Here is a 24,731-nt window from a genome sequence, read left to right as displayed (position 1 = left end):
AGATGCCATCAAAACGTCTGAGTGTTGTTGTCACGCGACGCCTACCCACACAGGTCGAAACAAGACTGAGCGAATTGTTCAACGTCACATTGCGCGAAGACGATACGCCCATGTCGAAACACGATCTGGTCGAAGCGATGAAAACCGCAGATGTGCTGGTGCCGACGCTGACAGATCACATTGATGCAGGCATGATCGGGCAGGCTGGACCCCAGTTGAAACTGATCGCCAACTACGGCGCTGGTGTGGACCACATCGATGTGGACACCGCACGCAACCGCGGGATCATGGTGTCGAACACGCCGGGCGTTGTGACGGATGACACCGCGGATATGGTTATGGCGCTGATTATGGGTGTTACACGCCGCATTCCCGAAGGGATGGCCGTGATGCAATCGGGTGATTGGGCCGGTTGGGCACCGACCGCCTTTCTGGGCGGCCGCCTGAGCGGGCGTCGTCTGGGTATTCTGGGCATGGGCCGGATCGGCAGCGCGGTGGCCAAACGCGCGCAGGCCTTCGGCATGCAAATCCACTACCACAACCGCAAACGCCTGCGCCCCGAGGTCGAAGAGTCGCTGGACGCGACCTATTGGGACAGTCTGGACCAGATGGTGGCGCGTATGGACATCGTATCGATCAACTGCCCGCACACGCCGTCCACGTTCCACCTGATGAATGCGCGTCGCCTGAAACTGATGAAGCCTGACGCCGTGATCGTGAACGCCTCTCGGGGCGAGGTGATCGACGAAAACGCGCTTGGACGGATGCTTGAAGCGGGGGAACTGGCCGGTGCCGGACTGGACGTTTACGAACACGGCACCGACGTGAATCCAGCGCTGCGGAACCTGCCCAACGTCGTGTTGCTCCCCCACATGGGATCGGCCACACGCGAAGGCCGTCTGGAAATGGGTGAAAAAGTGATCATCAACATCAAAACATTTGCAGATGGTCACCGTCCGCCGGATCAAGTGCTGGTTTCTATGCTTTGACATTTGGCGTCTGTGATGTGAATGCCGCATCATGACGCTTAAATGCCCAGAAGGTGCCGTTGTATAGCGCGAATTAGGGTTACACTCCCGCGTTAACAATAAGACGGCAGCAGCAGTAGATGTCTTTCACTTCGTTACCTTTTGCGATTTTCACCCCGCTTTTTCTTTTGGGGTACTTTGCGATCTCGGCGCAGAAGCGACCGGTGCTGTTGGCGTTGGCGTCGATCATTTTCTATACGTGGTACGACCCCAAATATCTGCCGCTTCTGGTAGGCTCGGCTGTCATCGACTATGTGGCGGGCCGCAAAATTTACGCCGCAGACCAACAGCGTGACCGTAAGACGTGGCTGATCCTGTCGATCCTGTTCAATCTGGGTCTGTTGTTCTTCTTCAAATACTGGAATTTCTTTGCCACCAACGTGCAGGCGGTGACCGGCACGGATATGGTGCTGCACAACCTTGTGCTACCTTTGGGGATTTCGTTCTACACGCTCCAAACCATGAGCTATACGTTCGATATCTACCGCAAAAAGCTGAAGCCAGAGGAAAGCTTTTTCACGTATTTTCTGTATGTTAGCTTTTTCCCGCAGCTGGTTGCGGGACCCATTGAACGGGCCGGGCGGCTTATGCCCCAGATCAAGGCGCTTCCAATGCCCAGCCGTGACATGTGCGAAAGCGGCATGGTTCTGGTGGCGTGGGGTGTGTTCTGCAAACTGGCTGTGGCCGACAACATCGCAGGCTTTGTGCAATCTGCGCTTTGGACCAGCGAAGGCGGGCTGTTGATGTGGGGCGTGGGGTTCTGCGCCACGGTGCAGGTCTATGCGGATTTTCTGGCTTACACGCTGATCGCGCGCGGGCTGGGACGGATGATGGGGATCACCTTGTCTGAAAACTTCCGCCAGCCGTTCTTTGCCCGCAACCTGACGGGCTTCTGGCAACGCTGGCACATCACGCTGACCCGCTGGGTGACGGACTACATCCACATCCCCATCGCACGGCGCTATCCGCAGGAACCGTGGCGGTCTTTGACGGCAATTATGGCGATGGTGATCATCGGATTGTGGCACGGGGCGTCGTGGAACTTTGTTTTGTTCGGTTTGACGCAGGGTATTCTGATGCGTGTTTGGGGGCCGGTTTCCGGTCTATTGGCGCGTTTTAACGGGCCTGAATGGCTGGCCAAGATGACAGGACATACGGCGGTTTTGCTGACCTGCTCGATCTCGGCTCCGATGTTTTTCATCACCGACACGCAGCATCTAATCAGCCAGCTTGGCACGATGTTTTCAACCGATCTGGGGATCGGCATTATCGCCGACGGTCAGTATCGCGAAAACTTTGTGGTGGGATTGGGCATGATGGTGTTCCTGTTCCTGAACGACTGGAACGCATGGCGCGGCAACCGCTGGAATGTCGAGGCGCTGGCCGAGGTGCCGCTGGCCCGTCCGATCCTGATCGGGCTGATCTGTGCTGCGGTGATCCTGCTGGGTAACTTCAACACGCAGGAGTTTATCTACTTTGAGTTTTAAGCGCCTGTTCCTGTGGTTCGTTGCCCTGACGGCCTTTGTCTTTGCGGTTCCCTTTGTCGTGGGCACGGTGTTCGTGCCCAAAGTACAGCGCGTCGAGCCGGTTGAAGCCTTTTATGAGGTGGAAGACAGGTTGGACGCGATCACGTTGGGCGCGTCCCATGGACGGGCGGTCTATTATCCGGCGATGGGATTGGTCGGGCATTCCTTGAACGAAGATCTGGGGGATATCTGGACGGCTGATCTGAAACTGCGGGCAGCGCTGTCGCGTGTGGAGGGGCTGGATTATGTCTTCATGCCCGTGTCGCCCGCGCTTTTGGATCATGATCATCGGATCACAACGCCGGAGAACTGGTTGATCGAGTCGTCATGGCTGCAAAACACGCCGATGCCCGCCGATGACGCCAACATGAGCTTTGCCGAGCGGGCACGGATTTTCTTTCACACGCATTTTTCGGTCATGCCGTTTGTGCGCGTGAACCAGATGACCAAAGACGCGATTTCCCAGCTTGTGCGCCGCGCGATGGGGGATGTGGATGACGCGATCGCCGCGCAGGGCTGTGGCGTGCTGCGCAATCCGCTGAGCCACCCCCATGAGTTCGGCCAGCGCAACGGGTTCCCGCGTTATCCGATGGCGGCCCATTGTCTGGATAATTCAGGCCAGTTGAACGCGTGGGATCACGGTGAACGCGCAAAATCGGCATTGGAACAAGTGCCGGGCATCCGTGATTTCAATCTGTCGTTGCTGCGCAAGATGATCGTGGAAACCGAAGCCGCAGGCGCCGAGTTCGTGATGTTCGTGGCACCGATGACGGAAACCTATTTCAACGATCCGGTGTTGAACGCGCTTTGGGAAGAGGAACGCCCGCGGATCGAGGCCTTGGCCGAGGAAACCGGCGTTGCCTTTTATGATTTTCACGACCTGTTCTGGGGCGAGTACCGTGAGGACAATCAGGTTTATACGGACGGCAACCACCTGACGCTTGAAGGTGCGCGGCAGTTTTCTGAAGCGTTTGCCGAGGCGTTGGGTCTGGAGAGCTAGGCTTTACCAAAAGGAACGCGGCCCCGATGGGACCGCGTGCTGGTTTATCTCGTCGTTGGCCTTTGGCCGCCTCCTCGGGCGGGTGCCTTTGGCGGGCGTCAGTTGACGTCTTTGTAGCTGACTTCCTTGGCATCCGATCCTTCGGATTTGGACCGGCGCATGATCAGGCGGTTGAGCGCGTTCACATAGGCCTTGGCCGAGGCATAGACGGTGTCTGTGTCGGCGGACTGGCCCGTGGCGATCATGCCGTCTTCTTCCAGACGGACGGTGACAGTGGCCTGTGCATCGGTGCCCTCGGTCACAGCGTGAACCTGATAGAGTTGCAAGCGTGCCTTGTTCGGGTGCAGCATACGGACCGCTTTGAAGGTCGCATCCACCGGACCGTCGCCTTCGGAAACGGCAGTTTGTTCCTTGCCGTCGATTTCCATTTCAAGCGTCGCCTCTGCCGGGCCGCCTGTGCCGCAGATGACCTTGAGGTTCACGATCTGCAGGCTGTCCGAGATGGCATCGGTGTTGGTGGCTGTGACAAGCGCGAGGATGTCTTCGTCGTAGACCTCTTTCTTGCGGTCGGCGAGATCCTTGAACCGCACGAAGATGTCCTTGAGCTGGTTGTCACCCACGTCGACGCCCAGCTGGCGCAGTTTGTCACGCAGGGCGGCACGGCCCGAATGTTTGCCCAAGGGCAGGGACGTGCCGGAAAGGCCCACGTCTTCGGGGCGCATGATTTCGAAGGTTTCGGCGTTTTTCAGCATGCCGTCCTGATGGATGCCCGATTCATGCGCGAAGGCGTTTTTGCCGACGATGGCCTTGTTGAACTGCACGGGGAAGCCCGACACAGCCGCCACGCGACGCGAAATGTGCATGATTTTCTTGGTGTCGATGCCGGTTTCAAAGGGCATGATATCGCCGCGCACCTTGAGGGCCATGACGACCTCTTCCAATGCCGTGTTGCCAGCGCGTTCGCCGAGACCGTTGATCGTACATTCGATCTGGCGTGCGCCGCCTTCGACAGCGGCCAACGCGTTTGCCGTCGCCATGCCAAGGTCGTTGTGGCAGTGCGTGGCAAAGACCACCTCATCCGCGCCCGGCACCGTTTCGATCAGGCGTTTGATCAGATCGGCGCTTTCGCGCGGGGCGGTGTAGCCCACGGTGTCGGGGATGTTGATCGTGGTGGCACCGGCCTTGATCGCGATTTCGACCACGCGGCAGAGGTAATCCCATTCGGTACGGGTGGCATCCATCGGCGACCACTGGACGTTGTCGCAAAGGTTGCGGGCATGTGTGACCGTTTCTTCGATCTTCACCGCCATTTCATCCATGGTCAGATTTGGAATCGCGCGGTGCAGGGGCGATGTACCGATGAACGTATGGATGCGCGGCTGGGCGGCTTTTTTCACGGCCTCATAGCAGCGGTCGATGTCGTTGAAATTAGCGCGCGCCAGACCACAGATTACCGAGTTCTTAGAGCGCTCGGCGATTTCCGACACAGCGCGGAAGTCACCTTCGGAGGCGATGGGGAAGCCGGCCTCGATAATGTCGACGCCCATGTCATCCAGCAGCTCGGCAATCTCGAGCTTTTCGTCATGGGTCATTGTGGCGCCGGGCGATTGTTCGCCGTCGCGCAGAGTGGTGTCGAAAATAACCACGCGGTCTTTGGTCGTGTCTGTCATGTCAGGTCTCTCTTCTATCTTCTCCTGGGTCCTTGTCCGACGCGTATCCCGGTACTCCTCTGAGCGGCCGCGCCGTTAGGGACGCGCTCAGAGGCGAGTTAGGAGAAGAAGCAGGCCAAGCGTCGCCGCCGCCGAAGGGCGGTGCGAAAGTGCTGTGATATGGCCTTTGATCATCATGAGCGCGACTATACGCAGCATGTTCTGAATGAAAAGACCGAAAACGCGCGCCCACGTAAGGAATCTCTTGCCAGAGGGGGGATCTGCTGCCATAGCGCCGCTTATGAACACTGATCTGATCTTGCGACGAGACATCTAAGTCTCTTTTTCCTGCCGAAATGCGGCGGGCCGATCCTGTTCACCCCTTTCAAACACTGCAAAACCTTGACTTGCCCCCGTGCCCTTGGCACCAATCGGGCTCTTTTATGAGGATAACACTATGATCCCGTCTATTCTGCCGACCTACAATCGTGCTCCGCTGACGTTCGTCAAAGGCGAAGGAAGCTGGTTGATTGAGGCAGACGGCCGACGTTTTCTGGACCTTGGCGCAGGGATTGCGGTGAATGCGCTGGGGCATGCGCATCCTGAACTGGTTCAGGTGCTGACCGATCAGGCGAACAAGCTGTGGCATGTGTCGAACCTGTACCAGATCCCCGAACAGCAGGCGCTGGCGGACAAGCTGGTGGAACACACATTTGCCGACACGGTGTTCTTTACCAACTCGGGCACCGAAAGCTGCGAACTGGCCGTGAAAATGGCGCGCAAGTACTGGTACGACAAAGGCGATGAGGGCCGGACCGAGATCGTCACGTTTGGCGGTTCGTTCCATGGACGGTCTTCTGCGGGTATTGCTGCGGCCGGATCCGAGAAGATGGTGAAGGGTTTCGCGCCCCTGTTGCCTGGCTTCACCCATATCGCTTGGGGCGATCACGACGCGACACGTGCGGCGATCACGGATCGCACCGCGGCTGTTCTGATCGAACCCGTTCAGGGGGAAGGCGGCATTCGCCCCGTTCCGGATCAGTGCCTGAAAGGCCTGCGCGATCTGTGCGACGAAACCGGCACGCTTCTGATCTTTGACGAGGTCCAGTGCGGCATGGGCCGGACAGGCAAATTGTTTGCGCATGAATGGGCCGGTGTGACGCCGGATATCATGATGGTCGCCAAAGGCATCGGTGGTGGCTTCCCGCTGGGTGCTGTTCTGGCGACAGAAATGGCAGCGTCCGGCATGACGGCGGGCACGCATGGGTCCACTTACGGCGGCAACCCGCTGGCCTGTGCTGTGGGCGGCAAGGTTATGGATATCGTCGCGGACGAGGAATTTCTGGCCGAGGTAAACCGCAAGGCCGGTCATCTGCGTCAGGGGCTTGAAGGTCTGGTCGCGCTGCACCCGCAGGTGTTCGAAGAAGTGCGCGGCAGCGGCCTGATGCTGGGTCTGAAATGCCGCGTGGCCAATATGGATGTCGTCAACAATGCCTATGACAACGAACTGATCACCGTACCTGCGGCGGACAACGTGGTGCGTCTGTTGCCACCCCTGACGCTGAGCATGGCCGAGATCGACGAAGCGCTGACACGTCTGACCACGGTGGCAACCGCGCTCGCGGCGCAGGGTGCCTCTGCCTGATCTTAATCACATGAATATATTGCGGGGGTGGGCGGCCTGATCGCTGCCTTCGCCAAAGGAAAAGAAACGCTGTTATGAACCATTTTCTGGATATCCATAAAACCGATCCCGCCGATTTGCGGCAGATGATCGAACAGGCCAAAGACATGAAGCAGGCCCGCAACGGTGCGCCCAAGGCGACGCCGGATGCGGACCAGCCGCTGAAAAACCACATGGTTGCTTTGATCTTTGAAAAACCGTCGACGCGGACGCGCGTGTCGTTCGACGTGGGCGTGCGCCAGATGGGCGGCGAAACCATGGTGCTGTCGGGCAACGACATGCAGCTGGGTCACGGCGAAACCATCGCCGACACGGCCCGTGTTCTGTCGCGCTATGTGGACATGATCATGATCCGCACCTTCGACGAAGCCGTGCTTGAGGAAATGGCAGAATATGCCAGCGTACCGGTGATTAACGGCCTGACCGATCGCACGCACCCCTGCCAGATCATGGCTGATGTCATGACGTTCGAAGAACACCGTGGCCCCATCGCGGGCAAAAAGGTGGTCTGGGCCGGTGACGGTAACAACGTCTGTGCATCCTGGTTGCATGCGGCGGGGCAGTTCGGCTGTGACCTGACCTTTACCGGTCCGGTGCAACTGGACCCCGAGATGGAATTCGTGGGCTTTGCCCGCAACAAGGGCGCGCAGATCACGATTGAACGCGATCCGATGAAAGCCGTGGAAAATGCCGATCTGATCATCGCTGACACGTGGGTGTCGATGCATGACGCGCAATCGGCCAAGGAACGCCGCCACAATATGCTGCGCCCCTATCAGGTGAACCGCCAGTTGATGGAAGCCGCCAAGCCCGACGCGCTGTTCATGCACTGCTTGCCCGCCCACCGCGAGGAAGAGGTCACATCCGAAGTCATGGACGGCCCGAACTCGGTCATCTGGGACGAGGCCGAAAACCGCCTGCACGCGCAAAAGGCGGTGATGCGCTGGTGTCTCGGGGTGTGATGATCCCATGCGCCTTCCCATAGAAGACGCACTACCGGACTTGCTGACGGCCCTGCAATCGCGGGGCCGCGCTGTTCTTGAGGCCCCGCCGGGTGCGGGTAAAACCACCCGTGTGCCCTTGGCGATGCTTGAGGCCGGATTGACCGACGGCACCATCCTGATGCTGGAACCCCGCCGTCTGGCGGCCCGCGCCAGCGCCGAACGCATGGCCGATGTGTTGGGCGAAAAGGTCGGCCAAACCGTTGGTTACCGCGTGCGCGGTGAGGCCAAGGTCAGCGCCAACACGCGGATCGAGGTGGTGACCGAAGGCATCCTGACCCGCCGCCTGCAATCCGATCCGGGGCTGGAGGGCGTCGGTGCGGTGATCTTTGACGAATTCCACGAACGGTCTTTGAATGCCGATCTGGGGCTCGCACTGTGTCTTGAGGTGGCAGGCGCGCTGCGGGATGATCTGATCCTGTTGGCGATGTCTGCAACGCTGGATGCAGGCCCCTTGGCCGTACTGATGGACGCCCCGCGTGTCACGTCCGAAGGCCGCAGTTTTCCTGTGGAAACCCGTTGGCTGGATCGCCCCGTGCCCAAGGGCAAATGGTTCGAGGATGCGGTCGCCGATCTGGTTGTCTCTGCTGCCGCAGAAACCGAAGGTGGCATACTGGTGTTCCTGCCGGGCGAGGGCGAAATCCGCAGGGTTGAAAGCAAACTGACGGGCCGTCTGCCACCCGATCACAACATCAGGCCGCTTTACGGCGCGATGGATTTCGCCGCCCAACGCGCAGCGATCCGGCCCGAAACCAAAGGCCGTAAGGTGGTGCTGGCCACGTCCATTGCCGAAACCTCGCTGACGATCGAAGACATCTGCGTTGTCATCGACGGGGGCCGCGCCCGCCGTGCGCGGTTCGACCCATCCTCGGGCATGTCGCGGCTGGTGACGGAACGCGTCACACGGGCCGAAGCGACACAGCGGGCTGGCCGCGCGGGCCGCGTGGCGGAAGGCACCTGCTACCGCCTGTGGACCAAGGGCGAAGAGGGCGGGATGCAGCCCTTCTCACCCGCCGAGATCGAGGCCGCTGACCTGACCGGACTTGCGCTGGAACTGGCGCTTTGGGGGGCTGAGGCCGGTGATCTGCTGTTTCTGACCCAACCCAACGCGGGCGTTCTGGGCGAGGCGAAGACGTTGCTGCACATGTTGGGGGCGTTGGACGGGCAGGGGCGCATCACCGATCACGGTCGCCAGATCGCCGCGCTGCCGCTGCACCCGCGTCTGGCGCATATGATGGTGCTGGGCGGGGCAGATGCCGCGCCTTTGGCGGCGCTTCTGGCGGATCGTGATCCGCTGCGTGGTGCGCCATCTGACCTGACGCTGCGCCTGAAGGCGCTGGATGATCTGCGCGCGTTCCGCGACCGCCATCCCTATGACGTGAACCGCCCCGCGCTGGACCGTATCAGAACCGAGGTCAAGCGCCTGCGCGGCAAGACCCCTTCTAAAGGCATGAGTGCGGCAGAACTGGCGGCATTGGCCTATCCCGACCGCATCGGTCTGCGCCGCAAAGGCGATGCGCCACGGTTCCAGTTGTCAGGGGGTAAGGGCGCCATCTTTGCGCCGGATGACCCGTTGGGCGCAAGCCGCCTGATCGTTGCGACCGATCTGGATGGCGACCCGCGCGAGGCCAAGATAAGGCAGGCGATTGCCATCAGTGACAGCGAAGTGAGGGGGCTGTTTGCCGAACAGATCGTCTGGGAAGACAGCTGCGCGTGGTCCAAACGCGATCGGCGTGTTGTGGCGCGTCAGCAGGAACGGCTGGGGGCCATCGCGCTGGATGATCGCATCTGGAAAGACGCGCCCTCTGATGCCGTGGCGAATGCAATGCTGGATGGTGTCCCTGATCTGGGCCTGTCGCTGTCCGATGCGGCCAAACGGTTCCGCGCCCGCGTGATGCTGGTGCGGGACGCAGGTGGCGATCTGCCGGATATGTCGGACGTGGCCTTGATGGACAGTTTGGACTACTGGCTGCTACCCCATCTGACCGGCGTCAAAACCGCCGATGATTGGAAGAAGTTCGATCTTCTGCCCGCGCTCCGCGCCATGCTGGATTGGAACCAGATGCAGGCGCTGGACGCAGCCGCCCCTGCGGCGTTCAAAACGCCTTTGGGCCGTGACATCCCGATTGATTATTCAGGCGACGATCCGGAAATTTCCCTGCGCCTTCAGGAAATGTTCGGCCAGACGGTACATCCCGTTGTGGCAAAACGGCCGTTGCGCGTGACGCTACTGTCACCGGCGGGTCGGCCTGTGCAGACCACGATGGATATCCCGAATTTCTGGGACACCTCCTATGCCGACGTGCGCAAGGATATGCGCGGGCGCTATCCGAAACATCCGTGGCCGGAAAACCCGCGCGAGGCTGATCCGACGCTTCGGGCAAAGCGCCGGACCTAGGCGTTCAGTCCCACCAAGGGCCGTGATGCGCGCCCTCGGCGTCCAGCCGTTCAAAGCCGTGACGACCAAAGAAATCACGTTGTGCCTGAACCACATTCGCCGTCCCGCGCGACTGGCGCATCGTGTCGTACCACGCCAGCGCCGAGGCCAAGGCAGGCACGGGCAGGCCCGCGGCGACGGCCGTGCCCACGACCTGACGCAGGGCGGGGATGCCGTCTTGGATCGTGTCGCGGAAGGCAGACGCCAGCAGCAACTGGCCCTCGGGCGCGCCATCGCGGAATGCGGCTGAAATATCGTCGAGCATCTTGGCGCGGATGATACAGCCTGCGCGCCAGATTTCAGCGATGCGGGCGGGGTCAAGGTTCCAGTCGTATTCATCCGACGCGGCCTTCAGAATGCGGAAGCCTTGGGCGTATTCCAGCACACGGGCCACGCGCAGGGCGGCCTCGATCGTGGTCACGTCTAGATCAAGCGCGCCGCGATCCTCGCCAAAGGCCTTGGCGGCCAGTTCGCGCAACGGCTTTTCCGCCGACCACGCGCGGCCTGCAACGGCGGCTTCGATCATTGTGGCGGATTGGCCCAGCTTTACGGCCTCGATCACCGTCCAGCGGCCTGTGCCTTTCTGGCCGGCGCTGTCGCGGATCACATCGACGGCGGGTTTGCCGGTTTCGGGATCGTCATAGCGCAGCACCTTGGCGGTGATCTCCATCAGATAGCTGCCAAGGGGGCCATCGTTCCACGCGTCGAACTGGTCGGCGACGGCAGGCAGATCCATGCCCAGACCATTGCGCAGAATATCGTAGGTTTCCGCGATCACCTGCATGTCAGCGTATTCGATGCCGTTATGAACTGTCTTTACGAAATGGCCTGCGCCATCGGGGCCAAGGTGATCGACGCAAGGTGCGCCGTCGAACTTGGCGGCGATTTTTTCCAGAACGGGCTTCAGTTCTGACCAGCTGTGATCTGTGCCGCCCATCATCATCGACGGGCCGTGCCGCGCCCCTTCTTCACCACCGGAAACCCCTAAACCCACAAAGTGCAGATCGTGTTCGGCCAGACGCGCCGCACGGGCGCGGGTGGAATGGAAATCGGCGTTGCCCGCATCGATCACGGTGTCGCCAGCCTCTAGCATCGGGATCACATCATCCAGAAACGCATCCATCGGGCCGGTCGAGGGGATCATGGCCAACAGGTTGCGCGGTTTTGGCAGCGCGTCGATCAGCGCCTTCAGGTCGTCCACAGCGGTGATATTCTCCGCCAGATCGCCCGCGCGCTCCATAAACTCGGGAATGACCGAGGCCGTCCGGTTCGACGCCGCGATGGCAATTCCCTTGTCCGCCATGTTCAACGCAAGCGCCGCGCCCATGGTGCCCAATCCGTAAATACCGATTTTCGGGTCCGACATGATGAAAAGCTCCTGTTTGAATAACCGTTAGCGCTGACGTGGGTCACAAGGCCGCAGAAGTAAAGGTGTATCGGCGCACAGCGGCCATGCATAAGCCCTTTGGCGACTGGACAAGCCTGTCTCTGCCATGCAGAAAACCCCGAACGGATGGGAGGCCACACACCATGGATATCGACGCCCTAGCCAGCGGAATTCTGGCCAGCGACCGCCGCGCCTTGGCCCGTGGGATCACTCTGGTGGAAAGCGGCCGCGATGATCACCGGCAAATGGCGACCGAGCTTCTGGAGAAGGTGAACGCGCAAGGCGGCGGGAAATCGGCGCTGCGCATTGGTCTGTCGGGCACACCGGGTGTGGGCAAATCCACCTTTATCGAATCCTTCGGCATGATGCTGATCGAACAGGGGCTGAAGGTTGCTGTTCTGGCGGTTGATCCATCTTCGGCGCGCTCGGGTGGATCGATTCTGGGTGACAAAACGCGGATGGACCGCCTGTCGCGCGAAAAGAACGCCTTTATCCGCCCGTCCCCCAGCCAGTCCCACCTTGGTGGCGTCGCTCGCCGCACACGCGAGGCGATTGGCCTGTGCGAGGCATGGGGGTTTGACGTGATCCTTGTGGAAACCGTGGGCGTCGGCCAGTCCGAGACTGTGGTTGCCGAAATGTCCGACCTGTTCCTGCTGCTGCTGGCCCCTGCGGGTGGCGACGAATTGCAGGGCGTGAAGCGCGGTATCATGGAAATGGCCGATATCATTCTGGTCAACAAAGCCGACGGTGATCTGAAGGCCACGGCCACCCGCACCTGTGCCGATTATGCCGGTGCGCTGCGCCTGTTGCGCAAGCGCCCGCAAGATCCCCAAGGCTTCCCCAAGGCGCTGACGGTGTCCGCGCTGGAAGAAAAGGGATTGGCGCAGGCGTGGGACGAAATGCAGGCGCTGGCGGATTGGCGGCGTGAAAACGGCCACTGGGACAGCCGCCGCGCGGCACAGGCGCGCTACTGGTTCGAATCAGAGGTGCGCGAAGGTTTGCTGTCGCGACTCAGTAAAGAGCCGCTAAAAGGCGCGATGCAGGCGCTTTCGCACGATGTAGAACAGGGTGAATTGACCGCTGCGGCCGCTGCAGACAGGTTTCTGAGGACCTACTTGCAAAGCTAGGCGCAGATAGGCTTGACGCGCACATGCTTAGTGCCTAGAGAAGCCCGACGAGATTCCGGGCGCTGCTTAATCGGCGCCCTTTGATTTTGGCGGATGGCCGATCATTCGCCCTTAGAGACGAGGAAAAGACCATGTCGCGTGTTTGCGAACTGACCGGTAAGGGCCCGATGGTTGGCAACAATGTCAGCCACGCCAACAACAAGACCAAGCGTCGCTTTCTGCCGAACCTGAACGACGTAACTCTGCAGTCCGAAACACTGGGCCGCGGTATCAAACTGCGTATTTCGGCAGCTGCTCTGCGTACTGTCGATCACCGCGGTGGTCTGGACAAGTTCCTGGCAAAAGCAAAAGACACTGAGCTTTCGGCAACAGCGCTGAAAGTGAAGAAAGAAATCGCCAAGGCACAAGCCGAAGCGTAAGCTTTCTATCCTGTTGGATGCGAAAAGCCCCACCGGAAACGGTCGGGGCTTTTTCTGTTGTCCGGATCACGCCAGCAGGCTGTCGACCCACGCGGGCACGGTTGTGCTGGCAGGGCCGACGATGTGGTTGTCGAAATCACGGGCCACGTCGCTTGGATCCAGATTTAACTCGACTGTCCACGCGCCCGCGGCCTTGGCTTCGCGCACGAATCCCGCCGCCGGATAAACCCGCCCGGATGTGCCGATCGCGGCAAAGAGCGTCGCGTCATAGAGGTGATCGATGATCTCATCCATGTGATAGGGCATCTCGCCGAACCAGACGATGTCAGGGCGGCCTGTGGGCGCATTACAGGCGGGGCAGGGATGTTGGGCCTGCATTTCCAACGGCGCGGCCCAGCGGTGCCCGCATGTGGCACAGAGCGCCTGATCCAGCTGCCCGTGCATATGGATGACCTTTGCACCTGCGGCCTCGTGCAGGCCATCGACGTTTTGGGTGATGAGCACGACCTCTCCGTCGTAGTCTGCCTGCAACCGTGCCAGCGCGTGATGGGCGGGGTTGGGTTCGGCCTTGGCCCCTTGGGCGCGGCGCATGTTGTAGAAGTCCTGCACAAGCGCGGGGTCGCGGGCAAAGGCCTCGGGCGTGGCGACATCCTCGACGCGATGTTCGTGCCAGAGCCCGTCAGAGGCGCGAAACGTCTGAAGTCCGCTTTCGGCAGAAACCCCTGCGCCTGTCAGAATGACGATTTTCCGTTGCACCATCGCTGTTTACCCCCGCCCGTCGCGTGTTAGGTTATGCCCTGTGAACCAGCAAAGGGCATGACATGTCGCACCGTATCCTATTCGTCTGTCTGGGCAACATCTGCCGCTCTCCCAGCGCCGAGGGCGTTTTGCGCGCCAAGGCTGACGGATTGGGCGTGCGGTTAGAGATCGACAGCGCAGGCACAGGCGACTGGCACGTGGGCGAGCCGCCCTACGGCTCGATGCAGGCTGCGGCCAAGGCGCGTGGGTATGACCTGTCGCCATTGCGGGCACGGCAAGTCACGGCGCAGGATTTCTACGACTTCGATCTGATTATCGCGATGGACGAAAGCAACCTGTCAAACCTGTCCCGCATCCAGCCAGCGGGCGCGCGGGCGACGGTGGCGCTGTTCACCGACTACGCCGCTCACACAGGCGCGGATCATGTGCCAGATCCATATTACACACGCGATTTCGACGGTTGTCTTGATCTGGTGGAACACTGCGCCGATGGGCTGTTGGCCGAGCTGGGGTAAGCCGCAATCACAGATGAACCATGGTGATCACCGTGGCCTGGTCGATCCGGTCGGGCGACGCCGGCAGTTCTGCGATTTCGCGCAGGACCTTGGCACGGATTGAAGGCGGCACAGGGGCCACGCGCCAGAACCGCGCCAGCGTTGCAGGGTCGTCCAGATCGTCGATGTGATCGGCTAGGAATGCCTTCACCCGATCCCGCTGCGCCTGATAGCCTGCGTTTTCGATGCCGTTTGCCACGGCCCGAACGGGCAGAGTCAGGGGATTGCCCAGATGGCCCGTGTCACAGGCCGCAAGCAGACAGATCAAAGCCAACGCACGCATGGTGTTAAAGGTAAGATCGGTCGCGCCGATCACAAGCTATGTATGCAACATAGCGCCATAGATGACGCGTGCGATGGTGCTCATGCGTTGGAATAGCAGTGCTTTATCTTTGCCAAGTCCGTAGGACCTAAGGCGGGAAGTGACCGATCCGCCAAAGAGCCGCCGCGTTGGGGCGCGTCGTCTCTGGTGCGGGGGCTTGCAGCCCTGATTCCGCACAATCCCCTAAACAAAAAAACGCGCCCGAAGGCGCGTCTTTGTTTGCTTGTGAACCGGTTCAGCTATCCATCTTAAGGGCCGAGATAAACGCCTCTTGCGGGATTTCCACCTTGCCGAACTGGCGCATCTTTTTCTTACCGGCTTTCTGCTTTTCCAGCAGTTTCTTCTTACGCGTCGCGTCACCGCCGTAACATTTCGCGGTCACGTCCTTGCGCAGCGCCGACAGGGTTTCGCGCGCGATCACCTTGCCGCCGATCGCCGCCTGGATCGGGATTTTGAACATGTGACGCGGGATCAGATCCTTCAGCTTTTCGCACATCGCGCGGCCACGCATTTCAGCGCGGTCGCGGTGAACCATCATCGACAGGGCGTCGACCGGTTCGTCGTTCACAAGGATCGACATCTTGACCAGATTGTCTTCGCGGTAGCCGATCATCTGGTAGTCAAAGGACGCATAGCCTTTGGTCACCGATTTCAGGCGGTCGTAGAAGTCAAAGACCACTTCGTTCAGCGGCAGATCGTACACCACCATTGCACGAGAGCCTGCATAGGTCAGGTCCAGCTGGATGCCGCGACGGTCCTGGCACAGCTTCAGCACGTCGCCCAGATATTCGTCGGGCACAAGGATCGTCGCTTTGATGCGCGGTTCTTCGATATGGTCGATCTTGGACGGGTCGGGCATGTCTGCGGGGTTGTGCAGATCGATCTGTTCGCCGTCTTTCATATAGATGTGGTAGATAACCGAAGGCGCTGTTGTGATCAGGTCGATGTCATATTCGCGTTCCAGACGGTCGCGGATAACCTCAAGGTGCAACAGGCCAAGGAAACCACAGCGGAAACCGAAACCAAGCGCGGCAGATGTTTCCATTTCGGCGGTAAAGGACGCGTCGTTCAGGGCCAGCTTTTCGATGGCGTCGCGCATGTCCTCAAAGTCGTTGGCGTCCACAGGGAACAGACCACAGAAAACCACAGGCACAGACGGCTTAAAGCCCGGCAGCGGTTTTTCGCATTGGCGGCGTTCGTGTGTGATCGTATCGCCGACCTTGGTGTCGCGCACCTGTTTGATCGACGCGGTCAGGAAGCCGATTTCACCCGGTCCCAGTTCATCGACATTCTGCATCGCCGGGCGGAAGACACCCAGACGGTCGACGCCGTAACGCGCACCGGTTTGCATCATGCGGATGTTGTCGCCCTTTTTCAGGGTGCCCTGCATGATCCGGACCAGAACCACAACGCCAAGGTACGAGTCGTAATAGCTGTCCACCAGCATCGCCTGCAGCGGCGCATCGGGATCGCCGGACGCGGGCGCGGGCAGGCGGGTGACGATGGCTTCCAGCACATCGGGGATACCCAGACCTGTCTTGGCCGAAATCTCGACGGCGTTGTCGGCTTCGATGCCGATCACGTCTTCGATCTGTTCCTTGACGCGTTCGGGTTCGGCGGCGGGCAGATCGATTTTGTTCAGAACGGGCACGATCTCGTGGTCCGCTTCAATCGCGGTATAGACGTTGGCCAATGTCTGCGCCTCGACGCCTTGGGTCGCGTCCACCACCAGCAGCGATCCTTCGACCGCGCGCATGGAACGGCTGACTTCGTAGGCAAAGTCGACGTGTCCGGGCGTGTCGATCAGGTTCAGCACATAGGTCTCGCCATCCTTGGCGGGGTATTCGATCCGCACGGTGTTGGCTTTGATCGTGATGCCGCGTTCCCGTTCGATATCCATCGAGTCGAGAAGCTGTGCTTTCATATCCCGTTCGGCCACGGTGCCGGTCAACTGAATGAGCCGGTCAGCGAGGGTCGATTTTCCGTGGTCGATATGGGCCACGATCGAGAAATTTCGGATGCGAGAAAGTGGTGTCATAAACGCGGATATGAAGCGGAAACAGGGGCCGGTCAAGGTGGCATGATGCGCTACACGCCAAGGGCGCATGGTTTCGCGTCGATTCTGGCGGTCGGGCCATAGAAAACAGGGCCATTTCAGAACGTGAATTGCCTTGTCAGCCGTTTTCGCGCATTATGTTTGCAATCAAACAGCCGGCGCAGACCGGCGCGATATATGAGCAGAAATATGAGAGTTTTGGCAGCACTGTGCATTTGTGCCATCGTGGCGGGCTGTGGCGGCAGCACCCGTAGCTATGGTTCCCCCCAAGTGACCCGTTTCGCAACCGGCCCGATCTATTCGGCTTGTATGTCGTCAGACCGTAAGGCGCGCAGCCGGTCGTTGTGCGGATGTGTGCAGGCCACAGCGGACCGGACGTTGTCGTCGTCGGATCAATCGATCGCGGTCAGCTTCTTCAAAGATCCGCAGCGCGCGCAGGACATCAAGATGTCTAAGCGTCCGAACCATGACCGGTTCTGGGATCGTTACAAAGAATTCTACGGACGCGCCGAACAGGTCTGCCGCGGCGTTTAATCGCCGAAATCGTAATTCAGAAACGTTCTGACCGAGGCTTCGAATTCACGCGGTTTTTCCGCGTGAAGCCAATGTCCTGTGCCCGGAAATTTGGCAAAGCGGGCGCGTGGGAACAGTTCGCGGATATGGGCGCGGTGTTCGGGCAGGACATAGTCGCTTTCGCTGCCGGTCAGGAACAGGGTCGGGTGGGGGAATTCGCCCGTGGTGCCGGGCCAGCCGATGATATTCGGCATTTCGGCCCCCAGCACATCCAGATTCAGCAGCCAGCGTTTGTTGGCGACATCCAGGCTTTGGGTGAAAAAGCTTTGTAGCGTCTTTTCCGGCACCAGTTTCGCCAGTTGTTCCACCGCATCGGATCGGCGCGCGACCTTATCCAGATCAATAGACTTCATCGCGTTGATATATTGCGTCTGATCGTGGCTGTAGGCCACGGGCGCAATGTCGGCCACCACAAGCCGCCCCACCTTTTCCGGATGGGTCAGCGCCAGAACCATCGCCGCTTTGCCGCCCATGGAATGGCCCATGACATCCATCTGACCGCCGTGGGCGTCGATGACTTCGGCCAGATCACCCGCCATGTCGTGATAGCCGTGCTGGTCGGCGCGGAAACTGTTGCCATGGTTGCGCTGATCGACGGCAACCACCTGCCGTTCGTCAGACAGACGTTTCGCGATCACACCCCAGTTGCGCGCCGATCCATAAAGACCATGCACGATCAAAAGCGGGGGCTTGTCGGTCGGGGTGCCATGCACAACGGTGTTCAACATGTCGAAGGGATAGCGCGGCACTTTACCAGTGACCAGCGCCTTTTCTGCGCTGCGAAAATCGGTTAGCGATAACTCATGATCAACACGACCACACTGACTGCCGATATCGAACGGCTTGAAACGCTTCTGGCAGACAAGCTAGGTGCGCGCCGTGGCAATCTGGCGCGTCGTGCGGCCAAGGCAGGGCGGCGCCTGCCCAAATGGGTGCGCCGTGATCTTGAGTTTCTGTCGCAGTGCGGACACATCGCGGGCCACCCGCAACTAGCCAGCACCGTTGAACCCGCAGTGATCGCCCGCGCGGTTGAACGCAGCGAACGACACCTGAGCGCCATCGACGTCAAAGAACGCCGGATCAAGACAGCTCTGGGTATTGCGGCGGGGCTGATCGTGCAGTTTGTGATCCTGTTTGCCGTCGCCGTTGCCGTGATGCGTTGGCGGGGCCTGATCTAGGCCCGCGCCACGATAAACCGCGCGGGCGGTTTTTTCGGGAAAACGCCAGTTTCAACGGTATCAAAGCCCGCATCCGCAAACATCGCGTCCAGTTCCTCGACCGTCATGAAGTTCACGTAGGGCGCTTTGCCGATCCATTGAAGCACCGGCAGGAACAGCCCGATAAATGGCATCGCGCCTTTGACACAGGCGGATTTGGTGATGACCAGTCCACCGGGTTTCAGCCGTGATTTGATCGCTTGCAGCGCGCCGGGAACATCTTCGACCAGATGCAGCAGATTATAGGCCATGATGACGTCAAACGGGCCCTCGGGCGCATCCAGAATGCCGTTGACCGCGAACTGCACGTTGGGCGTGTCTGCCCCTTTTTCACGGGCGATCTCGATCATGCCGGGGGCCAGATCGGTGGCGGTGATCTGCGCGCCTGATGCGGCCAGTCGCAGCGCCGTGGTGCCGGTGCCGCAGCCCAGTTCCAGCACCGAATGGTCGGGCGACAGATAGGACAGCGTCCGTTCCAGCGTGTGTTCATATGACGCCATATCCTTGACCGGATGTTTGGCGTAGCGGGGGGCAATCTTGGTCCAGAATTTTTTCGGGTCAATCATCGGGGCGGTCCTGCAATCTGAATATCTTTGCCAAAGTCAGTAAGGTGTCTGAAAGGATAGCTGTCATCTAATCTTTTGCGCGTCCCATGCATATTGCCGAGATTTGACTATGTGCTATGCGTATCTGCATGAACTGGTCTGCTATTCGATTTGATTGGAACTGCGCCCGGGCCTTTCTGGTCACGGCGGAAACCGGTTCGTTTTCCGCAGCCGCGCGTGAACTGGATGTGGCCCAGCCCACAATCGGCCGTCAGGTGGCGGCGCTTGAGGAAGAACTGGACATCATTCTGTTCGAACGTCTGGGCCGTGGCCTCGCGCTGACGGCGGCGGGCAAGATGCTGTTGACCCACATCCGCGCGATGGGCGACGCGGCCTTCCGCACGTCGATCACGGCCGCCGGTCAAGTACAGTCTGTGGGCGGTAAGGTCAGCGTGTCGGTTACCGATATGATGGCTGCCGTCGTGATGCCGGAACTGGTGACACGCCTGCGCATGATCGCCCCCCAGATCGAGATCGAGGTGATTTCATCCAACGACATCAGTGACCTACAAAGGCGCGAGGCCGATATCGCTGTCCGCCATGTGCGTCCCGAGCAGCCCGAACTGATCGCCCGCAAACTGCGCGATTCCGAGGCCTGCCTTTATGCCTCGATTGACTACCTCGAACGCGTCGGGCGTCCCGAGACGCCCGAGGACGTTCTGAACCTTGATTTCGTCGCCATGGGCACCGCTGAACAGCTTGCTCCGTTTCTGGAACGTATGGGCATCCCTGCGGGTGTGCCCAAGGTCAGCCTGCAGTCAGACAGCGGATTGGTGTGCTGGGAACTGGCCAAACGGGGGCAGGGCGTTGTGCCGATGATTTCCGATTTGGCCGACCAGTCGCCCGAGATGGAAAACATCCTGCCCGAACTGAAGCCGATTATCGTGCCCTACTGGCTGGTCACGCACAGCGAACTTCACAGCGCCAAACGCATCCGGATCGTGTTCGATTTTCTGGCCGAGGCCCTGTCGCAGCCGCGGTTCGGAATCTAGGCGGTGTCGCGCGGAGCCAACGACCCGCGCGCTATCAAGCATCTCAGTTCTTACCGTATTTGAACCCTGTCACATGATCCGGCGCGGTCAGGCCGTCCAGATTGCGTGGGTCATCAATCGGTGCACCGATGGTGGTGGTCACAGGGATCACGCCCGCCCAGATCGGCAGATCGTAGTCTTCCTCATCATCGGCAGGCGGGCCTGTGCGAATTTTTGCGCTGCCTTCCTCGATATCCAGCGCAAGGATCATCGTCGCTTTGCGTTCCTGCTCAGAATTCGGGCGCAGGATTTCCGACCGCCCCGGAAACAGGTGGTTGATGAAGTTGCACAGCTTCTCTTCCTTCTCTTCGTGCGACACCTGACGGGCCGTGCCGAACAGCGTGACCGAGCGGGTGTTCAGAGAATGGTGCATGCCAGAGCGGGCCATGACAAAACCATCAAGGATCGCAACGCTCAGACAGACCTCGGCATCGCGCGAATTTTTCAGCGCGCGCGACGCGGATGAGCCGTGCCAATACACGGTGTTCCCTTCACGCCATTGCAGCGTCGGCGTCACATAGGGTTTGCCGTCGATGACATAGCCCACGGTGCACATGGGCTGGGCGTCGAGAATGGCGTTGACGGTGTGACGGTCGAAATGCCCGCGATTGTGCGACCGGCGCAGGCGGGAACGGTCGGTTTTCTGTAGGTCTGTGGTCATGGCTTTGCTTTGGTCTTGTGGCTTTTTCTGAAGGGGGTTTCGTGCAATATTGGCTTTATGAAAATGACCAATTTGCCGGAAAACAATAAGGCCAATTTGCAGGCGGCCCTTCTAGCCCTGACGCTGGACCGCTCCGGACAGGTGCCGATGCATGTCCAATTGGCCGAGGCATTGCGCGATCTGATCCGGCGGGGCGTGGCCCCGTCGGGCGCGGCTTTGCCTGCCAGTCGCGCCTTGGCCAAGGATCTGGGCATTTCGCGGGTCACGACGCTGGGCGCCTATGATCAACTGGTGGCCGAGGGCTATCTGGACACACGCCAAGGCGCGGGCACCTTTGTGGCCGCCGATTTACCCCCGATGGAAGAGTCGCGGCCTGATCCTGTGTCCGCAACGCCGCCCATCGGTGCGCAGCCTTTGGTGCCGTTCCACCCCGGCTTGCCCGACACAGAACATTTCCCCCATGCGCAGTGGGCGAAGCACCTTGAGGCCGTGTGGCGCAGGCCCGATCCCGATCTTCTGGCCCAGCCCGACCCCTTGGGCTGGCCCCCGTTGCGGGCGGCGATTGCGGATCATCTGAATGCGTGGCGGGGGCTGTCTTGTAGCGCGGGGCAGGTGGTGATCACGTCCGGCTCGGTGGAGGCGTTTTCGCTGCTGTCGCGTCTGATGGATCAGGGCGACACCGTGCTGACCGAGGCCCCCTGCTACGGCCCGATGTTGCAAGCATTCCGAGGTCGGGGATTGGCATGTCGCTCTGTCCCCGTGGATGCGCAGGGCTTGCAAACCGACGCTTTGCCTACAGCAAAGGCCGTCGCCGTCACACCATCGCGCAACTATCCCTTGGGCATGACGCTGCCCCTGTCGCGGAGGCTGGCGCTCTTGGATTGGGCCAAGGCGCAAGACGCCTTGGTGATCGAAGACGACTATGACAGCGAATTCCGCTTCAGTGGCCCACCTTTGCCCGCGCTGGCCAGTTTGTCTGCCGACAGGGTGATCTATGTCGGCAGCTTTTCCAAACTGATGATGCCCGCGCTCAGGCTGGCGTATCTGGTGGTACCCGATCGTTTGGTGGCAAAGGTCACGGCCTTGTTGCAGCCAATGGGCAGTCAGGCCTCGGTTCTTCCGCAACCGGCGCTGGCGCGGTTTATGGAGGCGGGCGAATTCGCCACGCACCTGCGCCGCATGCGTCGGATCTATGGCCAGCGGCGTTTGGCTTTGATGAAGGCGTTGGCCGATCATTTGCCCAATCACCTGATCCCGCAGGATGTGGCGTCGGGGATGCATCTGATCTGTGACCTTGGGCCTGCGTTGGCGGGGCTTCGCGACGTGGATGTTGCCGCGATTGGCCAAAAGGCGGGGCTGTCGCTGCGCGCGCTGTCACGCTACCCCGAAGCGCCGGAGGACCTGCAAGGCGTTGTTATGGGCTATGCGGCTTTTGAGGAGGGCGCATTGGTTGGCGCAGTTAAGACCTTGGCCCAAGCGTTGAGTGCATCAGAAAAATGACAAGCACTGACCAGCTGCGGCGGCCTGTTGCATTTGAACCAAAAGGCCAAGCGCGATGACGAATGCGGTCAACGGAAGGCTGGATTTGAACGGTGTACGCATGGGTCCCTCGTAAACTTTATTTCTGGGTCATACGTGCAAGGCGTCGGTTTCCGTCGGCTGAAAAGAAAATCACTTAGCCTACAGTTTGAAATTCCAATCAAGTCGGTCTCAATGCGTAGGTTGACTGGAATTACGACTCAGGGGAGAATTTTCTGTAATCAAATCAATTAGAGATATGAAATGGATATTTTTGCGTTTTTAATTCTGCTCTGGTTTTTACTTCCGATACCTTTCTTGGTGTTGTGGCTTTTAAACAGGGATGCTCGCAAGAAATCGGATGCGGAAGCCTCTTCTCTCAAAGAAAGGTTTGCTCCGATTACTTCACTCGAAGATGAGCGTTCCCGACTTGCAGAAGAAATCAAAGAAACCAAGGCAAAAACAGAAGCTGTACGAGCGGCATACGCGGAAAAGCGTAAGCTGCTTGAAACATTGCAAACACAAGTTGCTGTCTATGATGAACGTTTATCGTTCGCCGAACTTGGTGTTTATGAGCCTCACTTCGATTTTGGCGACAGCGAGGCTTTCAAAGAAAAGATAAAGGAAGTCAGAGAACGCCAAAAAGCAATGGTGTCTTCAAAAGAAGCAACTCTTTGCCCAACCCAATGGACTGTCGAGGGAAGTAGATCGAAGGGCAAAACGATGATCAATCGTCAGACCCGACTGACGATGCGTGCGTTCAATAATGAATGTGAGGCTGCTATTGCAAACATCCGTTGGAACAATGCCGCAGCGATGGAAAAGCGAATTTTGAACGCGGCGAAGCAAATTGATAGCGCCAATTCCTCGATGAACCTCCGCATCAACGACGAATACGTTGCTCTGAAACTCGAAGAATTATTTCTTACGCATGAGTATCGCGAGCAGCTGAAGATTGAAAAGGAAGAAAGGGCCGAACTTGCCCGAGCTGAACGAGAAGAAAAGAAACTTTTGGCTGACGCAGAAGCTGCTGACAGAAAAGAGCGTGAATATCAGAAGCTTCTAGACAAAGCTCGAAGCGAGGTTGGGGCAGATCAGGGCAGAATTGCAGAATTGGAAGCCCAACTTGCTGAAGCGCATGCGATGGGTGAGCGCGCGCGCGCAATGGCTGAGATGACAAGATCAGGGTACGTCTATGTCATCTCAAATATTGGTTCATTTGGAGAGGACGTCGTCAAAATTGGTCTTACTCGCCGTCTTGAGCCCGACGACAGGGTGAAAGAGCTTGGCGATGCAAGTGTGCCTTTCGGTTTCGACACCCACGCAATGATTTACTCGGACGAAGCGCCAGCCTTGGAGAATGCGCTTCACAAGGAATTTGCGGATCGAAGAATTAATATGTCCAATATGCGAAAAGAGTTTTTTCGGGTCGAACTCGCAGAAGTCGAAGATGCGGTTCGGAAGCTGGCTCCTGATGCGAATTTCTTTACAGATCGTGAGGCGCAGGAATGGCATGAGACTTTGGCGCGACGCCGCCAGACTTTGGAGCAATTGCAAACACAAGGTGAAAACGCGTTGCCTGCCGAGATTTGAACATCCGCTGCCTAGATTAGAGCAGGACTGATAGCGCTGTGAAGTGTTTAAAATCTAAAAAAGCCCCCTGTGTTTGGGGGCTTTTTGTTTGTGTTTTTGTGACCCGATCAGAGGTTTGGGTAGATCGGGAATTTGGCGCAGAGTTGGGCGACTTCGGCTTTGACTTTGGCTTCGACCTCGCCGTTGCCGTCTTCGCCGTTCTCGCGCAGGCCATCGACCACTTCGATGATCCAGTCCGCGATCTGGCGGAACTCGGCCTCGCCGAAGCCGCGGGTGGTGCCGGCGGGCGAACCAAGGCGGATGCCGCTGGTGACCATCGGTTTTTCCGGATCAAACGGAACGCCGTTCTTGTTGCAGGTGATATGCGCGCGGCCCAGAGCCTTTTCGGTCGCGTTGCCTTTGACGCCTTTGGGGCGCAGGTCTACCAGCACGACGTGGGTGTCGGTGCCGTGTGTGACCGTGTCCAGACCGCCCTTGATCAGCTGGTCAGACAGCGCCTGCGCGTTCTTGATGACCTGCTGCTGGTAGGTTTTGAACGACGGGCGCAGCGCTTCGCCAAACGCAACCGCCTTGGCCGCGATCAC

The 24,731-nt window shown here is 59.4% G+C and carries 22 protein-coding genes and 1 pseudogene; 14 read left to right on the top strand and 9 right to left on the bottom strand.

The features are described from left to right. The first annotated feature begins 2 nt into the window (after positions 1 to 2). The 3 genes from C4S59_RS14620 to C4S59_RS14610 all read left to right on the top strand — a co-directional run bounded on the left by C4S59_RS14620 (position 3) and on the right by C4S59_RS14610 (position 3,554). Entirely contained in the window at positions 3 to 989 is a 987-nt protein-coding gene (locus C4S59_RS14620; RefSeq protein ID WP_103911273.1) for a 2-hydroxyacid dehydrogenase, read from the top strand. 119 nt (positions 990 to 1,108) lie between these two features. Next, positions 1,109 to 2,515, top strand: a complete 1,407-nt coding sequence (locus tag C4S59_RS14615) for an MBOAT family O-acyltransferase (protein ID WP_103911272.1) — start codon at positions 1,109 to 1,111, stop codon at positions 2,513 to 2,515. Beyond that, positions 2,505 to 3,554, top strand: coding sequence for an SGNH/GDSL hydrolase family protein (locus C4S59_RS14610; protein WP_103911271.1), 1,050 nt, complete (start codon positions 2,505 to 2,507; stop codon positions 3,552 to 3,554). Before C4S59_RS14615 ends, C4S59_RS14610 begins: the two co-directional genes overlap by 11 nt. A gap of 98 nt (positions 3,555 to 3,652) precedes the next feature. Here C4S59_RS14610 and C4S59_RS14605 read toward each other — a convergent pair whose 3' ends face one another. After that, complete coding sequence (locus tag C4S59_RS14605; protein WP_103911270.1) at positions 3,653 to 5,224, bottom strand: 2-isopropylmalate synthase; 1,572 nt, start codon at positions 5,222 to 5,224, stop codon at positions 3,653 to 3,655. Positions 5,225 to 5,660: 436 nt separating this feature from the next. Between C4S59_RS14605 and C4S59_RS14595 the strand changes: the two genes are divergently transcribed. The 3 genes from C4S59_RS14595 to hrpB all read left to right on the top strand — a co-directional run bounded on the left by C4S59_RS14595 (position 5,661) and on the right by hrpB (position 10,286). Next, positions 5,661 to 6,848 carry an aspartate aminotransferase family protein gene (locus tag C4S59_RS14595; protein WP_103911268.1) on the top strand — a complete coding sequence of 396 codons (1,188 nt, stop codon included), beginning with the start codon at positions 5,661 to 5,663 and terminating at the stop codon, positions 6,846 to 6,848. Positions 6,849 to 6,922: 74 nt separating this feature from the next. Next, positions 6,923 to 7,849, top strand: coding sequence for an ornithine carbamoyltransferase (argF, locus tag C4S59_RS14590; RefSeq protein ID WP_103911267.1), 927 nt, complete (start codon positions 6,923 to 6,925; stop codon positions 7,847 to 7,849). Between the two features lie 7 nt (positions 7,850 to 7,856). Further along, complete coding sequence (gene hrpB / locus C4S59_RS14585; RefSeq protein WP_103911266.1) at positions 7,857 to 10,286, top strand: ATP-dependent helicase HrpB; 2,430 nt, start codon at positions 7,857 to 7,859, stop codon at positions 10,284 to 10,286. A gap of 4 nt (positions 10,287 to 10,290) precedes the next feature. Here the strand turns inward: hrpB and gndA are convergent, their stop codons facing one another. Continuing rightward, positions 10,291 to 11,691, bottom strand: coding sequence for an NADP-dependent phosphogluconate dehydrogenase (gene gndA, locus C4S59_RS14580; protein ID WP_103911265.1), 1,401 nt, complete (start codon positions 11,689 to 11,691; stop codon positions 10,291 to 10,293). A gap of 164 nt (positions 11,692 to 11,855) precedes the next feature. On the opposite strand from gndA, the gene meaB reads away from it, so the two are divergent. Together meaB and rpmB are read left to right on the top strand one after the other, a co-directional pair. Continuing rightward, the gene (gene meaB, locus C4S59_RS14575; protein WP_103911264.1) at positions 11,856 to 12,839 is read left to right on the top strand and encodes a methylmalonyl Co-A mutase-associated GTPase MeaB; all 984 of its coding nucleotides are present in this window, start codon (positions 11,856 to 11,858) and stop codon (positions 12,837 to 12,839) included. Positions 12,840 to 12,970: 131 nt separating this feature from the next. Continuing rightward, positions 12,971 to 13,258, top strand: coding sequence for a 50S ribosomal protein L28 (gene rpmB, locus C4S59_RS14570; RefSeq protein ID WP_103911263.1), 288 nt, complete (start codon positions 12,971 to 12,973; stop codon positions 13,256 to 13,258). A 66-nt stretch (positions 13,259 to 13,324) separates the two neighbouring features. On the opposite strand, the gene C4S59_RS14565 is transcribed toward rpmB, so the two are convergent. Then, positions 13,325 to 14,017 (bottom strand): NAD-dependent deacylase, encoded by a 693-nt coding sequence (locus C4S59_RS14565; RefSeq protein WP_103911262.1) that lies wholly within the window; start codon positions 14,015 to 14,017, stop codon positions 13,325 to 13,327. Positions 14,018 to 14,079: 62 nt separating this feature from the next. Between C4S59_RS14565 and C4S59_RS14560 the strand changes: the two genes are divergently transcribed. Further along, on the top strand, positions 14,080 to 14,532 hold the full coding sequence (locus tag C4S59_RS14560) for a low molecular weight protein-tyrosine-phosphatase (RefSeq protein ID WP_103911261.1): 453 nt from the start codon (positions 14,080 to 14,082) through the stop codon (positions 14,530 to 14,532). A gap of 7 nt (positions 14,533 to 14,539) precedes the next feature. On the opposite strand, the gene C4S59_RS14555 is transcribed toward C4S59_RS14560, so the two are convergent. Both C4S59_RS14555 and lepA read right to left on the bottom strand, forming a co-directional pair. After that, positions 14,540 to 14,887 (bottom strand): hypothetical protein, encoded by a 348-nt coding sequence (locus C4S59_RS14555; protein WP_103911260.1) that lies wholly within the window; start codon positions 14,885 to 14,887, stop codon positions 14,540 to 14,542. A gap of 241 nt (positions 14,888 to 15,128) precedes the next feature. Then, entirely contained in the window at positions 15,129 to 16,931 is a 1,803-nt protein-coding gene (gene lepA, locus C4S59_RS14550; protein WP_103911486.1) for a translation elongation factor 4, read from the bottom strand. 207 nt (positions 16,932 to 17,138) lie between these two features. Here lepA and C4S59_RS14545 point away from each other — a divergent pair, with 207 nt between their 5' ends. Further along, the gene (locus tag C4S59_RS14545; RefSeq protein ID WP_234994784.1) at positions 17,139 to 17,483 is read left to right on the top strand and encodes a hypothetical protein; all 345 of its coding nucleotides are present in this window, start codon (positions 17,139 to 17,141) and stop codon (positions 17,481 to 17,483) included. Here C4S59_RS14545 and C4S59_RS14540 read toward each other — a convergent pair. After that, positions 17,480 to 18,250: an alpha/beta fold hydrolase gene (locus tag C4S59_RS14540; protein WP_103911485.1), complete on the bottom strand. Its 771-nt coding sequence runs from the start codon at positions 18,248 to 18,250 to the stop codon at positions 17,480 to 17,482. The two genes, C4S59_RS14545 and C4S59_RS14540, sit on opposite strands and share 4 nt — an antisense overlap. Before the next feature lie 75 nt (positions 18,251 to 18,325). Between C4S59_RS14540 and C4S59_RS14535 the strand changes: the two genes are divergently transcribed. After that, positions 18,326 to 18,700 (top strand): hypothetical protein, encoded by a 375-nt coding sequence (locus C4S59_RS14535; RefSeq protein ID WP_103911258.1) that lies wholly within the window; start codon positions 18,326 to 18,328, stop codon positions 18,698 to 18,700. On the opposite strand, the gene C4S59_RS14530 is transcribed toward C4S59_RS14535, so the two are convergent. Next, positions 18,697 to 19,305, bottom strand: a complete 609-nt coding sequence (locus tag C4S59_RS14530) for a class I SAM-dependent methyltransferase (protein WP_103911257.1) — start codon at positions 19,303 to 19,305, stop codon at positions 18,697 to 18,699. The genes C4S59_RS14535 and C4S59_RS14530 overlap by 4 nt on opposite strands. 128 nt (positions 19,306 to 19,433) lie before the next feature. Here C4S59_RS14530 and C4S59_RS14525 point away from each other — a divergent pair, with 128 nt between their 5' ends. Continuing rightward, complete coding sequence (locus tag C4S59_RS14525) at positions 19,434 to 20,336, top strand: LysR family transcriptional regulator (RefSeq protein ID WP_103911484.1); 903 nt, start codon at positions 19,434 to 19,436, stop codon at positions 20,334 to 20,336. A 43-nt stretch (positions 20,337 to 20,379) separates the two neighbouring features. Here C4S59_RS14525 and C4S59_RS14520 read toward each other — a convergent pair whose 3' ends face one another. Continuing rightward, positions 20,380 to 21,036 carry a pyridoxamine 5'-phosphate oxidase family protein gene (locus C4S59_RS14520; RefSeq protein WP_103911256.1) on the bottom strand — a complete coding sequence of 219 codons (657 nt, stop codon included), beginning with the start codon at positions 21,034 to 21,036 and terminating at the stop codon, positions 20,380 to 20,382. Between the two features lie 63 nt (positions 21,037 to 21,099). On the opposite strand from C4S59_RS14520, the gene pdxR reads away from it, so the two are divergent. Continuing rightward, entirely contained in the window at positions 21,100 to 22,536 is a 1,437-nt protein-coding gene (gene pdxR, locus C4S59_RS14515; protein ID WP_103911483.1) for a MocR-like pyridoxine biosynthesis transcription factor PdxR, read from the top strand. Positions 22,537 to 22,818: 282 nt separating this feature from the next. Continuing rightward, entirely contained in the window at positions 22,819 to 24,147 is a 1,329-nt protein-coding gene (locus C4S59_RS14510) for a DUF4041 domain-containing protein (RefSeq protein ID WP_103911255.1), read from the top strand. A gap of 107 nt (positions 24,148 to 24,254) precedes the next feature. On the opposite strand, the pseudogene glyA reads toward C4S59_RS14510, so the two are convergent. Continuing rightward, positions 24,255 to 24,731, bottom strand: a pseudogene (gene glyA / locus C4S59_RS14505) (serine hydroxymethyltransferase); the annotation flags it as partial.

The sequence above is a fragment of the Thalassococcus halodurans genome, from assembly GCF_900108225.1.
GTDB lineage: Bacteria > Pseudomonadota > Alphaproteobacteria > Rhodobacterales > Rhodobacteraceae > Thalassococcus > Thalassococcus halodurans.
This window is presented reverse-complemented; position numbering and strand designations above follow the sequence as displayed.